Below are 13,560 nucleotides of genomic sequence, written 5' to 3' on the forward strand. Positions count from 1 at the left end.
GTGCTCCAGGGTCAGGAGGAGTGGACGACGACGCTGCGCAGAGTGCTGCCCTCGTACATCGCGGCGTACCCGTCGTTGATCTCGTCGAGGGTGAAGGTGCGTGTGACCAGCTCGTCGAGCTTGAGGTGGCCCGCGCGGTAGAGGTCGAGCAGGGCGGGGACGGCCTTCGTCGGGGACATCGCGCCGTAGAGGCAGCCCTGGATCCGCTTCTGGTACATCGGGAGCTGGACGAGATCGAGCGGGATCGGGCTCGGGTCCCGCCCGGGGACGGCGGTCGCGACCAGCGTGCCGTCCTTGCGGACGGCGTCGAAGGCCTGGGCGATGTACTCGCCCTTCAGCGTGCTGGTGGTGACGATCGCGACGTCCGCGCCCTGGCCGTTGGTCAGCGAGCGGGCGAGGTCGGTGGCCTCCTCGATCGTCTCGACGGCGTCCGTGGCGCCGAACTCGAGGGCGCCGGAACGGCGGAAGGGCAGCGGGTCCGCCGCGATGATCCGCACCGCCCCCGCGTGCTTGGCACCCTGCACGGCGTTGATCCCGAGACCGCCGGTACCCATCACGATCACGACGTCGCCCGGCTTCACCCCGCCCGCGTTGACCGCGGATCCCCATCCGGTGGGGACGCCGCAGCCGACCAGCGCCGCGGTCGTCAGCGGGATGTCCTTCCCGATCGGGATGCAACACAGCTCGGGCACCACGCTCCACTCGGAGAAGGTCCCGACGAAGGCGGCCTGGGCGACGTCGCGGCCCTCGTGGTGCATCCGGTAGGTGCCGTCGAGCAGGGCACCCTTCGGGATCAGCGCCCCGAGGTCGCAGAGGTTCTGCATCCCGCTCGCGCACCAGCGGCAGCGCCCGCAGCCAGGGATGAACGCGGTCACCACGTGGTCGCCGGGCTTCAGTGTGGTCACACCGGGCCCGACGGCCTCGACCACGCCCGCTCCCTCGTGACCGCCGCAGTAGGGCAGGACCTGGGTGCCGCTGTCGCCGGTCGCGTGGTGCTCGTCGGAGTGGCACAGGCCCGTCGCGGCGTACCGCAGCAGCACCTCGTTCGCGCGGGGCTCGTCGACGTCGACCTCGACGACCTCCCATTTGCCGGGTACCTCCATGAGCAGAGCTGCTCTGGTCTTCATTCGGTCCTCCTCACTGGCCGAGGGCGGCCAGGGTGTCGTGGTCGGCGACGGCCGCGGCGTAGCGCTCACCCATCAGCCGGCAGACGTCCTCGCCCTGCTTCTCGGGCGGGCACACGGCGAAGAGCAGGCCGTGCAGGTGGTGGCGGCGGTAGGCGGCCCAGGCCTCGTCGAAGGTGGGCGCCGGTGCGCCGGTCGCGGCCAGCGCGGTCAGGTATGTGCGCAGCAGGTCGCGCTCGCTGTCCCGGCGGGTCTCGACGTCCAGCGCACCCACCAGGAAGTACGCCGTGTCGTCCGCCCACGGTCCGAGACACGCGACCTGCCAGTCGAGGAAGCGGATCACGCCGTCGACCAGGTAGGTGTTGCCGATGTGCGGATCGCCGTGGGCGAGCGACTGGACCTCGGCGTCGTCGATCTCCCACAGGCGGTGCATCGCCCGCTCGACGCGCCGCCGGTCCCGCATCGCCGGGGTGAAGCACTCCGTGGTCGGCCGCTCCAGGGCAGCCACCCAGTGCGCCTCGGACAGGAAGCCCGTGACGACGGTCCGGTACTGCGGCGAGCCGACGACGAGCCAGGGGGTCGACCCGGGGCCGGTGCGGTCCCAGCTGCGACCGTGCATGTCCGCCAGGAGCTCCAGCGCCGCTGCGACCTGGTCCGGGGTGTACCGGTCCTGCGGGCGGCCGAAGGCGATCCCGGGACCGCGCAGGTCGTCGAGCACGACAAGGCCCTGCTCGCCCTCGTCGTCGACCTCCGTGCCCCAACACCCGGGCACGGTGTTCCCGAGCGCCGGGGCGATGTCGGCGTAGAAGCGGGCCTCCGCCCGGTAGCCGCGGTGGCCGAGGGCGCGCATGGCGTCGTCGAACCCGCCCTTGAGGCACAACGCCTCCGGCGGCCCGCCCGGGGGGTTCGCGGCGTAGCGGACCTTCAGCGTCACCTTCGTCGCCGTGCCCCACACGACCGAGTCGACGGCCACCTCCGCGACCTCGACGCCCGGGGTGGTGCGCGCGAGGATCCCGGTCAGCCACTCCGGCGTGATCCCGTCCAGGGTGGTGGGGGACCGGAGCGCGGTGCTCATCGCACCCTGGCGTGCGTGGTCGGGACGTCGGCGTAGAGCTCCCGGATCTCGCGTCGGGCGATCTTGCCGCTCGCCATGCGCGGCAGCGGGTCGGCAGAGCGCACCACGTAGCGGGGGATCTTGTAACCGGCGAGGTGCTCGGTGCAGTGGGCGACGACGGCCTCCGCGTCGGGCGCGTCGAGCCCGTGCACCACCGCCGCCGGGGTCTCGCCGAACCGCTCGTCGGCCACGGGGACCACGCACACCTCGTCGACCCCGGGAAGCCCCGCGATCACGTTCTCGATCTCCGACGGCGCGATATTGTAGCCGCCGGAGATGATCAGGTCCTTCATCCGGTCGACCATGCGGATCAGCCCGGTCTCGTCGGCCACGCCGAGGTCGCCGGTGTGGAACCAGCCGCCCCGCCACGCCGCCTCGGTCGCCTCGGGGTTCCGCCAGTACCCCGGCGTGATCGACGGGCCCTTCGCGACGATCTCGCCCTCCTCGCCCGGCGCGCACTCGGTGCCGTCCGCCCGGACGACCCGGTGCGGGGTGAAGACCGAGCCGCGACCGACCGACTCCGGGTGCGCGATCGCCTCCTCGACGGGGTTCATCGACGACAGGCCGTGCAGCTCCGTCATCCCGTAGGACTGCCGGAGCACGACGCCCTTGTCCAGCCAGACCTTCAGGTTGTCCGGAGACACACGCGCACCGGCCACGGTGGCCAGCTGGATGCAGGAGAGGTCGGCCTCGGCGAACTCGGGCAGCGCGGACATCTGCTCGAACAGCAGCGGCACGCCGCACACGACCTCGACGCGCTTCTCGCTGATGCGCTGCAGCATCGCCTTGGCGTCGAAGCCGCGCTCGTAGAACAGCGTCATGCCGCGGGTGAGCGGGTGCAGGACGTGCCAGGGCAGCCCGGGCATCCCGGACATCGACAGCACGAAGATCATCCGTCCGCCGGGGCGCATCACGGGCTCGGTCACCGCGAACTCGGTGAGGAAGCTGACGAAGCTGCGGTGCGAGAGCGTGACGCCCTTGGGCTTCGACGTGGTGCCGCTGGTGTAGACGATGATCGCGACGTCGTCCGGCGCGACCACGGGCGGCGGTACGGGGATGTGGGGCTCGTCGCGCTGTGCGGCGAACGATTCCATCGGCAGCAGCCGGATCGGGTCGTCCCCGACGGCCTCGGCCATCCGGGCCCGCGACGCCTCGTCCGCGACCACCGCCACGGGCTCGGCGTCGGTGAGCTGGTGGCGGAACTCCGTGGGCGTGAAGCGGTTGTTGAACGGGACGGCGATGGCGCCGAGCTTCAGCGCCCCGATCGCGGACGCGATCCACTCCAGGCTGTTCGCGCCGACGAACCCGACCCGGTCCCCGGCGCCGACGCCGAGCGCGGCAAGCCGGCGGGCGGCATTGTCGGTCCAGCGGTCGAGGGTCGCGTAGTCCACCTCGTCCGTGCCGTCGAAGACGATCGCGAGGCGGTCGGGGTTGTTGCGCGCCCACCAGCGGACGCCGTCGGTGATCATGCGGTTCTCCCGGTGGTGGGCAGGAGAGAGTGGCGCCGAACGCGCAGCGAATCGGGACGCGGGGGCATTCGTCCGCACTCCTGTCTGCATTGACGAGGTATCGCACGGAAATGGCTCGGAAAAGCCGAACGAAAACTTACCTTACGATGGTAGGTAGAGGGGTGTCAAGGGTCGCCGTCGCCGTCAGGGCCGGCGGCCGAGGCGCGGGTCGTCGATGCCGCGCAGGAAGGTCCGGATCGACTCGGCCCACAGGGTCTCGGGGTCGAGCTCGTTGGCCTCGATCGCCCGGGTGAGTGCCGGCTCCGACCCGGGGTCGACGTCCGGGAAGATCTCCTTGCGGGTCGCCGGGCGCTTCATCGCCTCGGTCAGTGCGGCGCCCAGGGTGAAGCGGTCCAGGCCGTCGAGCACGAGAACCTGCAGGTGGTCGGGCACGCCGACCTTGGAGAGGAACGCCGCGGAGATCTCGTAGACGGGCGCGAAGACGTCCCGCGGCATGAACTGGAGAAGCACGGGTGCGGCGTTGGCGTGCCGCAGGATCGTCCGCCGGAAGTTGAGGCTCTGGGCGACGAAGTACTCGATCCAGTTGTCGGGATCGCGCTCGCGGGGCCGCGGCGTCTCCAGCACGATCGCCCGGGCGACCGCCTCGAGGATCGAGGCCTTGTCGGGGAAGTGGTAGTAGAGCGACGGCGCCTGCACGTTCATCTCGCGGGCGAGTCGCTTCAGGCTGAACGCCTCCAGGCCCTCCTCGTCGATGATCGCCAACGCCGACGACACGATCGACGGGTAGCTCAGAAGGGGCTGGGCGGGCCGCGGCATGTGCGGATTATGGCGCACCGGGGATCGCGTTCGGACCTTCTCTCACCTATTCGCGTAAGGTACGTTCGCCGCTCGTCCGGGTCCGTCGTGGACCGGGGAGGGGAGGACCGGCCCATGGGCGTGCTGGACGGGAAGATCGCGCTGGTGACGGGGGGAGCCTCGGGTATCGGGCTGGCGTCGGCCCGGGCGTTGGCGGAGGCGGGTGCGGCGGTGGCGATCGCGGACCTCGACGCCGATCGCGGTGAGTCCACGGCGAAGGAGCTGGTCGCCGCGGGCGCCCGCAGCCTCTTCGTGCGGACCGACGCCACCGACGAGGAGCAGGTCGCGGCCATGGTCGGCCGCGTCGTCGACGAGTTCGGCGGCCTCGATCTGGCCCTGAACAACGTGGGGCGCGGCGAGCTCGGCCGCACCGTCACCACCACGACGCTGGAGAAGTGGAACTGGATCCTCGGGATGTCCCTGACCTCGGCGTGGCTGGGGATGAAGTACGAGATCCCCGCGATGCTCGCCCGGGGCGGCGGGGCGATCGTGAACATGGCCTCGAGCGCCGGGATGAGCCCGCAGACGACCGCCTCGCCGGCCTACGCCGCGGCGAAGGCCGGGGTCGTGCACCTGACCCGGTACGCCGCGAAGCAGTACGCCGCGGAGGGGATCCGGGTGAACGCCGTCGCGCCCGGGCTGACCCTCACCCCGACCGTCGAGGCCTGGTTCAGCCCGGAGGCGATCGCCGAGCAGGTGTCGAGCGGGCAGTTCGTGGAGCGGGCGGTGTCGCCGGAGGAGGTGGCGGCCGCCGTCGTGTACCTCTGCTCGCCCGCCGCCGCGATGGTCACGGGGCACACGCTGCCGGTCAGCGGGGGAGTCGCCTGAGCAGCGTGGTTGACACCGTTCTATCTACACCCGTAAGGTAAAGATCGGTCGCCGCGGAATTGTCGCGGCCCTGTTGCCGGCGGCGATTCTGCCGCCATTCTCGGAGCCTGCCCGACGAGGGGGAGTGCACGTCGTGACCTTCGATCTGTACGTGGACGGGGCGTGGACCGCCTCGGCGAGCACGGAGCGGGTGGAGGTGCTCAACCCGGCCACCGAGGAGCGGATCGGGGACGTGCCCGCGGGCTCGCCCGAGGACGTCGACCTCGCGGTCGCCGCGGCCCGCCGGGCCCTCGAGGGGTGGGCCGCGACGGACCCGGGGGAGCGGGCCAAGCTCGTCTCCCGGCTGGCGGACGAGCTGGAGCGCCGGCAGGACGAGATCACCGACATCGTGGTGGCGGAGGTCGGCACGCCGCGGCGCACCGCCCGCTGGGCGCAGGTCGGGCTCGGCATCGTCGACCTGCGGGAGGCGGCGGCCGCGGCCGCGGACTTCCCGTGGGAGGAGCCGCTGCGGAACTCGCTGATCGTGCGCGAGCCGGTCGGCGTCGTCGGCGCCATCACGCCGTGGAACTACCCGCTCCACCAGATCACGGCCAAGATCGGCGCGGCGTTCGCGGCCGGCTGCACGGTCGTCGTCAAGGCCAGCGAGGTCGCCCCGCTCACCGCGCGGGCGCTCACCGAGGCGATCGACGCGATCGGCGTGCCCGCCGGGGTGTTCAACCTGGTCAACGGGTACGGGCCGATCGTCGGCGAGGCGCTCGCCGTGCACCCGGACGTCGACATGGTCAGCTTCACCGGCTCCAACGCGGTCGGCAAGCGGATCCTGGAGCTGGCCGCGGGCACGGTGAAGCGGGTGTCGGTGGAGCTCGGCGGCAAGAGCGCCGCCGTGCTGCTCGACGACCTGTCCGACGAGGAGTTCGCCAAGGCCGTCCCGCACACCGTGCGGGCCTGCTACATGAACGGCGGGCAGTCCTGCAACGCGCAGACCCGCATGCTCGTCCCGCGCGCCCGGCTCGCCGCGGCCGAGGAGCTCGCGAAGGCGGCGGCCGAGACGTACGCGCCCGGCGACCCGACCGCCGACGCCACCAAGCTCGGCCCGATGGTGACCGCGGCGCAGCGGGACAAGATCCTGTGCTACATCCGCACCGGGGTCGAGGAGGGCGCACGGCTGGTCACCGGCTCGCCGGAGGCGCCCGAGGGGCCCGGCTTCTACGTGCGGCCGACGGTGCTCTCCGACGTCGCGCCCACGGCGACCGTGGCGCAGGAGGAGATCTTCGGGCCGGTGCTGTCGATCATCCCGTTCGACTCCGAGGAGGAGGCGGTGGCGATCGCCAACGGCACGATCTTCGGCATCGCCGGGGCGGTGTGGTCCACCGACAAGGGCCACGCCCAGTCCGTCGCGCGCCGGATGAAGGCGACGCAGATCGAGGTCAACGGCGGCCGGTTCAACGGCGCCGCGCCCTTCGGCGGGTTCAAGCAGTCCGGCCACGGCCGCGAGGGTGGCGCGTTCGGACTCGAGGAGTTCGTCGAGATCAAGAGCCTGCAGTTGTAGGACCTGCGTCTTGACCGCACCAACCTAACCCAATAAGGTGACGTCGACCACGCGCCGGAAACAGCGCGTGGCGGCGCCACCATCGACCGGGTGATACGTCTTCCGACGCCGCTCGAACGGATTCTTCCGGTCGCGTTTCCCGTTCCCGACAATCGTCCGTCGCGGACGACGAGCCCGAGCCGTCCCACCACCACCGCACGATCCACAGTGGAGGGCGGCCCTCAGGAGGAGGGCCCCGATGGTGTACGCCGACCTGCCCTACGACGCCGAGACGAAGGCGGGCTTCGCCCGCGTCCTCTTCGACCACCTCGACAACCGCACCACCGACCTCGCACCCGAGGTCCTCGAGATCGACGCGCGCGTCTACACCGACCCGGCGCTGGCGGCCCGCGAGCGGGCCGACCTGTTCGGCCACGTGCCGATCATCGCCGCGCACGGCAGCGAGCTGCCCAAGCGCAACGACTTCCTCGTGGCCCAGCTGCCGAACAACGAGGTGGTGCTGGTCCGCCAGGCCGACGGCCAGGTGCGCGGCTTCGTCAACACCTGCCGCCACCGCGGCGCCCGGCTGGTCAACGAGGACACCGGCTCCCGGCGGTTCTTCTCCTGCCGCTACCACGGCTGGTCCTACGCCGGGGACGGGTCGCTGCGCGCGATCGCCGAGGAGCCGACGTTCGGCACCGTGGACAAGTCCTGCCTGGGCCTCAAGGAGGTCCCGGTCGAGGAGCGGCACGGCTTCGTCTGGGTCGTCGACTCCGCCGCGAGCGACCGGAAGATCGACGTCGGCGAGTGGCTCGGCCCGGAGTTCGAGGCGTCGCTCTCCGCACTGGAGATGGACCGCTACACCTGCTACGTCGCGGGCAACTTCGACGTGGACATCAACTGGAAGGTGCTGATGGACGCCTTCCTCGACGGCTACCACATCGCCTACGCCCACACCGGCACCGTCGCGCCGTACTTCTACAACAACGCCCAGACCTGGCAGCCGATGGGCCGCCACGGCCGAATGGTGTCGGCGCGCAAGAGCATCGACAAGGTCCGCGACCAGGACCCCGAGACCGCCGAGATCGACCGGCACATCACCGTCGCGCACTTCCTCATGCCCAACATGAGCGTGCTGCGCCAGCCGGACCACCTCGAGGTGCTGAACTTCGTGCCCGCGCCGGGCACCGCCGTCGGCACCCGGATGCAGATGCGGATCCTGACCCGCGAGCCCGCCGTCACCGACGAGCAGAAGGCGCGCTGGGACAAGAACTGGAACATCCTGATCCGCGTGCTCCAGGACGAGGACATCGTGGTCAACGAGAGCCTGCAGAAGGCGGTGTCGAACACCGACATCGGGCCGCTCTACTTCGGCCGCAACGAGATCGCCAACCAGCACTTCCACCGCTGGATGGCAGCTGCGCTCGACGACCCCCGGCACTGGGGCTGAGGAGGGACCCGTGGAGTACGAGTTCCACGCCCACCGGATCACCGGGGGCATCGGGGCGGACGACCGCTTCTGGGAGTCCCTGGAGGAGGGCGAGTTCCGGCTGCCCCGCTGCGCGGACTGCAAGCGCTGGATGTGGCCCGCGCACTTCCGTTGCGGGCACTGCGGCTCGTGGGAGCAGCTCTGGGAGCCGGTCGAGATGAGCGGGCGCATCTACTCCTGGACCCGCGCCCACTACGCGTTCGACCGCACCAAGGAGCGCACCGAGGACCTGCCGTACGTCGTGGTCGTCGCCGAGGTGCCCGCGGCCGACGGGGCGCGCGTGGTCGGCGTGCTCGCGGGACCCGATGAGGGTGTGCACGTCGGGGCGGAGGTGCGCGGGCACATCGACCCGCCGTCGGAGAAGGCCAAGGGGTACCCGGCCGTGCGGTGGAGCGTGGTGAGCTGATGGTCAACGCGATCATGCGGGGGACGACGGCGGTCGTCGGCGTCGGGGAGACCCCGTGGTACAAGCGGGGCACCTCCGGGGAGCCCGCACTCAAGCTGGCCATGCGCGCCATCGTGGCCGCCTCGGAGGACGCCGGGATCGACCCGTCGGAGATCGACGGGTTCGTCTCCTACGGCTCGGAGCGCAACGACGGCCAGCGCATGATGCCCGCGCTCGGCACGAGAGAGCTGCGCTTCGGGGCGCTGGTGTGGACCCACGGCGGCGGGATCCCGGGCGCGCTCGGCCTCGCGGCCACGGCCATCGTCACCGGCCAGGCGAACGTGGTCGTGGTGTACCGGGCGATGTCGGAGTACCGCGGCCGCCGGTTGCGGGTGGACGTCGCGCAGGACGACACGTCGCCCCAGCACCTGGTCAACGGCCTGGACTCGCCCGCGCAGATGTGCGCGCTGCGGTCGATGCGGCTGATCGAGGCGGAGGGCGTGCCCGCGCGCACGCTGCGGGACATGGCGCTGGCCTCGTACCACCACGCGAAGCGCAACCCCCGGGCGATCGGCCGCGACACCGAGCTCGACGCGGAGACCTACGAGGAGTCCCGCTGGGTCTCCGAGCCCTACCACCTCTTCGACTGCTCCCGGGAGAACGACGCGGGGTCCGCCGTCATCCTGGTGTCCGCGGAGCGGGCGAAGGACCTCAGGCAGAAGCCCGCCTACCTGCTCGGCGCGCCGATGGGTGCCGCGCAGGGCTGGGGGATGCTCGAGGAGAGCGGCAACCCGTACTGGTCCGCCGGTTTCCAGGGCGTGGCCGACCGGCTGTGGGCGGACACCGGCTACGGGCCGGGGGACGTCGACGTCGCCCAGATCTACGAGAACATGACCGGGATGGGCGTGTCCGCCCTGATCGAGCACGGCTTCTGCACACCGGAGAGCGCGGGGGAGTTCGTCACGTTCGACAACCTCGTCGCCCCGAACGGCGGCCTGCCGATCAACACCTCGGGCGGCAACCTCGCCGAGGGCTTCATCCACGGTATGAGTCTGGTCGGGGAGGCCGTCCGGCAGATCCGGGGCACCTCCACCAATCAGGTGCCCGATGCGAACCTGTCCCTGATGACCGGTGGGCCGGGCGATCCCGTCGTCTCCACCGCGTTGTTCGCGAGCGCGGCGGCTCTCTGATGCGCCGCGTGGTGACCGGCGAGGGCCCGGACGGACGGTCGTACATTGTCGCCGACGGCAAGGCGACGACGGCCGAGGTCGGCACGATGGACCTCGACCTGCTGTGGCGCAACGACACCGTGCCGACCCTTCCGGCTCCGACGGAGGTCCCGGGCGAGGTGGCGTTCCCGCCGGCCGGTGGGGTCTGGGTCATCACCTGGACCATCCCCGCGGGCACGACCGGCGAGGACCCGGACGACATCGTGCAGAGCACGGGGGAGCGACCGGGCTTCCACTCGACGGACTCGGTGGACGTGAACGTGGTCCTGTCCGGCGAGGTCGTGCTCGAGCTGGACGAGGGCGAGGTCGCGCTGCGTGCCGGCGATCTCGTCGTGGTGAACGGCAGCAGGCACGCCTGGCAGAACAGGTCGTCGGAGCCGGTGCGGGTGCTCTCGACGATCGTCGGGGGCACCCGCACACCCACCACCTGACGCTCGAACGTCATCGTCGACAGAGAGTACGAGGAGCCACCATGTCCCGACCCGCCGCGCGCACCGCGGGGTCCAGGGCGGTCGTCCTGACCTGCCTCGCGGTCACCGTCCTCGACGGCATCGACCTGCTGATGTTCGGCGCCGTGATGCCCGTCCTGATCCAGAACAAGGAATGGGGCATCACGGCGGTCGAGGCCGGGTTCATCGGCAGCCTCTCGCTGTTCGGGATGATGCTCGGCGCGATGCTCGCCGGGTACCTCACCGACATCGTCGGCCGCCGGCCCATCGTGCTCGCCTGCGTGGCGAGCTTCAGCATCTTCACCGGGCTGTGTGCGGTGGCGACCAACCTGCAGATGTTCGGCGCCTTCCGCCTGCTGGCCGGCCTCGGCTTCGGCGGGGCGCTGCCCACGGTGATCGCCCTGACGATGGAGTACGTGCGGATCGAACGCCGCCAGTTCTACAACGGCGTGATCCAGACCGGCTTCCCGATCGGTGGCGCCATCATCTCCGTCATCGCGATCTTCGTGATCCCCGCGTTCGGCTGGCACTCGCTCTTCGCCGCCGCCGGCGTCATCGGGATTGCGCTCTTCGTGGTGGCCTACCGGAACCTGCCGGAGTCGCTGGCCTTCCTCGTGGCCCGCGGCCGGCACGAGGAGGCGCAGGCGCTGGCCGAGCGGTACGACCTGGGGCGCAGCGCCGAGTCGGCGGTCGCGCTACAGGCGGCGCCGCCCGCCGCGGAGGGCCGCCGGCGGTCCGCTCTGCGGACCCTGTTCGTCCCGGGCTTCCGCCTCGCCACCGTGCTCTTCCCGCTGATCAGCTTCTTCGGGCTGCTCGTGTCCTACGGCATGAACACCTGGATCCCGCAGATCCTCCGGTCCACCGGCTACGACCTCGGCTCCGCGCTCACCTTCCTCCTGGCGTTCAACATCGGCAGCGCGATCGGCATGGTCGTCCTCACCGGGCTGGCGGACCGCTTCGGGTCCCGCAAGGTGATCTCGACCGGCTTCGTCCTGGGCGCGCTGGCCGTCGCCACGCTGACGCTCGGCCCGGCGCAGGGTGCGGTCTTCGCCCTGGTGCTGCTGATCGGGTTCTGCGCGTCGTCCCAGACCGCCGTCTACGGGTTCGCGGGGATCTACTACCCGGCGGCCTCGCGCGGGACCGTCCTCGGTCTCTGCACCGGCCTCGGCCGGCTCGGCGGCGTCGTCGGGCCGATCATGGTGGGTCTCATCATGGCGACCTCCGCGGGTGCGACCGGCGCCTTCTGGGCCTTCGCGGCCGTGGGTGTCGCAGCGTCCGTCCTCGTGGCGGCGGTGCCCCGCAGCGGGCTCGCCGACCGCCGCGCCGAGCCACGGCCCGTCGCCGAGCCGGGTGCCTCCGAGACCCCGGCCACCGCATGAGCACGAGCGAGCGCACGGCACTCTCCGCCGAGCAGCTGTACGGCACCTGGGACCTGGTCCGCTTCGTCCGGCTCGTCGACGGTGAGGTCATCGGCGACGTCCTCGGACCCGATCCCGTGGGTCGGATCAGCTACCAGCCCGACGGGCGGGTGACGGCACTGCTCATGCAGCGCGCGCGTGCCTGGCCCACCGACGGCGACTTCCTGCAGGTCGACGACGCCACACGCGGCGCCGCGGCCCTGGGCTTCGTCGGCTACGGCGGCTGGTTCGAGCTCGACGGGGACGTCGTCACCCACCACCTCGACATCTCCCTCTACCCGGAGCACCCGGGCACGGACCTGGTGCGGGTCGCGCGCTGGGAGGACGGCCTGCTGGTGCTGCGGACCGAGGAACGCCGCACCCGGTCGGGCCGCCTGCTGTACGACGAGCTGTCCTGGCGCCCGCTCACCCCCCGCTGACACCCCGCACTCCGCCTCACCGCCGAACGGAGTACCCCCGTGCCCACCCGAACCGAGGACGTCCCCGCCGAGCTGGTGGTGGACTTCGACATCGCCGATCCCGCCCTCGCCGTGCCGCACGAGACGCTGGCCGCGTACCAGGAGAAGACGCCGGTCGCCTGGTCGCCGCGGCACGGCGGGCACTGGATCCTCACCCGCTACGACGACTGCTACGAGGCCTGCCGGGACTGGGAGGTCTTCTCCGTCGAGAACGCGCAGGTCCCGCGCATCACCACCGAGCCCTCGATCCCGAACGAGATCGACCCGCCCGCGCACAAGCACTACCGGGACGTGCTCAACCCGCTGTTCAGCCCGCGCCGGATGAAGGCCCTCGAGGACCGGATCCGCGCGGTGGCCGTCGAGCTGATCGACGCCTTCGCCGGGCGGGGGACCTGCGAGTTCGTGACCGAGTTCGCGCAGCCGATCACGGCGGGCACCTTCGTCGCGCTGATGGGCTGGCCCGCCGAGCACGCCCCGCAGTTCGACCGCTGGACCACCGACATGCTCGTCGGGAAGCCGGGGGCGTCCCCGGAGGAGGACGCCCGGGTCCGCTCCGAGGCCAACGACGCGGTGTTCGCCTACTTCGGCGACATGATCGCCCGGCGGAACGACCCGCGGCCGGACGACGTCATGTCCGTGCTGTTCACCGCTCGGTACGACGACGAGCGCCCGCTCACCGACACCGAGCTCCAGAAGATGCTGTGGCTGCTGATGGTCGGCGGCCTGCACACCGTCCGCGGGGTGCTGTCCTTCGGGATGTTGCACTTCCTGCGCGACCGCGCCCAGCGGGACGCCCTGATCGCCGATCCCGGCCTCGCCGGTGCCGCGGCGGAGGAGCTGCTGCGCATCGACTCGCCGGTCGCGCTCGGCAGGCTCGTGAAGAAGCGGACGGTCGTGCGTGGAGTGACCCTCGAGCCCGGCGACCGGGTGCTGCTGATGTCCTCGGCCGCGGGCCGGGACCCCGCCGAGTTCGAGGACCCGGGCACGCTCCGGCTCGACCGCCCGACCAACCGCCACCTGGCCTTCGGGGCCGGGATCCACCGCTGCGTCGGCTCCCACCTGGCCCGCATCGAGATCCGCACGGCGCTGGAGGAGATCCATCGCCGGATGCCCGACTACGAGCTGGACGGGGATCCGGTGTTCCACCACAGCCAGGTGCGAGGGCTCGAGTCGCTGCCCCTGCGCTTCACCCCGTCCCGGTGAGCCCGGAGTCG

Annotated in this window: 13 protein-coding genes; 9 read left to right on the forward strand and 4 right to left on the reverse strand. The window is 71.5% G+C overall.

All coding sequences use genetic code 11. The annotated features are described in order from the left end of the window. Positions 1-11 precede the first annotated feature (11 nt). From ACQP04_RS07395 to ACQP04_RS07410, 4 genes are all read right to left on the reverse strand, one after another. Positions 12-1,127, reverse strand: coding sequence for an NDMA-dependent alcohol dehydrogenase (locus ACQP04_RS07395; protein ID WP_433506307.1), 1,116 nt, complete (start codon positions 1,125-1,127; stop codon positions 12-14). 10 nt (positions 1,128-1,137) lie between these two features. Beyond that, positions 1,138-2,199 (reverse strand): hypothetical protein, encoded by a 1,062-nt coding sequence (locus ACQP04_RS07400; protein ID WP_433506308.1) that lies wholly within the window; start codon positions 2,197-2,199, stop codon positions 1,138-1,140. After that, a complete protein-coding gene (locus tag ACQP04_RS07405) occupies positions 2,196-3,707 on the reverse strand; it encodes a class I adenylate-forming enzyme family protein (protein WP_433506309.1) in 1,512 nt (503 codons plus the stop codon). Before ACQP04_RS07405 ends, ACQP04_RS07400 begins: the two co-directional genes overlap by 4 nt. 183 nt (positions 3,708-3,890) lie before the next feature. Continuing rightward, positions 3,891-4,523, reverse strand: a complete 633-nt coding sequence (locus ACQP04_RS07410; RefSeq protein WP_433506310.1) for a TetR family transcriptional regulator — start codon at positions 4,521-4,523, stop codon at positions 3,891-3,893. 114 nt (positions 4,524-4,637) lie between these two features. On the opposite strand from ACQP04_RS07410, the gene ACQP04_RS07415 reads away from it, so the two are divergent. From ACQP04_RS07415 to ACQP04_RS07455, 9 genes are all read left to right on the forward strand, one after another. Then, positions 4,638-5,390: an SDR family NAD(P)-dependent oxidoreductase gene (locus ACQP04_RS07415; protein ID WP_345384321.1), complete on the forward strand. Its 753-nt coding sequence runs from the start codon at positions 4,638-4,640 to the stop codon at positions 5,388-5,390. A 133-nt stretch (positions 5,391-5,523) separates the two neighbouring features. Then, positions 5,524-6,939, forward strand: a complete 1,416-nt coding sequence (locus tag ACQP04_RS07420) for an aldehyde dehydrogenase family protein (protein ID WP_433506311.1) — start codon at positions 5,524-5,526, stop codon at positions 6,937-6,939. 238 nt (positions 6,940-7,177) lie between these two features. After that, a complete protein-coding gene (locus ACQP04_RS07425; protein WP_433506312.1) occupies positions 7,178-8,368 on the forward strand; it encodes an aromatic ring-hydroxylating oxygenase subunit alpha in 1,191 nt (396 codons plus the stop codon). Between the two features lie 10 nt (positions 8,369-8,378). Then, entirely contained in the window at positions 8,379-8,813 is a 435-nt protein-coding gene (locus tag ACQP04_RS07430; RefSeq protein WP_433506313.1) for a Zn-ribbon domain-containing OB-fold protein, read from the forward strand. Further along, positions 8,795-9,982 carry a thiolase C-terminal domain-containing protein gene (locus tag ACQP04_RS07435; RefSeq protein WP_433506314.1) on the forward strand — a complete coding sequence of 396 codons (1,188 nt, stop codon included), beginning with the start codon at positions 8,795-8,797 and terminating at the stop codon, positions 9,980-9,982. The genes ACQP04_RS07430 and ACQP04_RS07435 overlap by 19 nt, the downstream gene beginning before the upstream one ends. An 8-nt stretch (positions 9,983-9,990) precedes the next feature. Further along, on the forward strand, positions 9,991-10,452 hold the full coding sequence (locus ACQP04_RS07440) for a cupin domain-containing protein (protein ID WP_433506315.1): 462 nt from the start codon (positions 9,991-9,993) through the stop codon (positions 10,450-10,452). 41 nt (positions 10,453-10,493) lie between these two features. Then, positions 10,494-11,849 carry an MFS transporter gene (locus tag ACQP04_RS07445; protein WP_433506316.1) on the forward strand — a complete coding sequence of 452 codons (1,356 nt, stop codon included), beginning with the start codon at positions 10,494-10,496 and terminating at the stop codon, positions 11,847-11,849. Further along, entirely contained in the window at positions 11,846-12,307 is a 462-nt protein-coding gene (locus ACQP04_RS07450) for a lipocalin-like domain-containing protein (RefSeq protein WP_433506317.1), read from the forward strand. Before ACQP04_RS07445 ends, ACQP04_RS07450 begins: the two co-directional genes overlap by 4 nt. 39 nt (positions 12,308-12,346) lie before the next feature. Next, on the forward strand, positions 12,347-13,549 hold the full coding sequence (locus ACQP04_RS07455) for a cytochrome P450 (RefSeq protein WP_433506318.1): 1,203 nt from the start codon (positions 12,347-12,349) through the stop codon (positions 13,547-13,549). The last annotated feature ends 11 nt before the right edge of the window (positions 13,550-13,560 follow it).

The sequence above is a fragment of the Pseudonocardia halophobica genome, assembly GCF_050948485.1.
GTDB lineage: Bacteria > Actinomycetota > Actinomycetes > Mycobacteriales > Pseudonocardiaceae > Pseudonocardia > Pseudonocardia halophobica.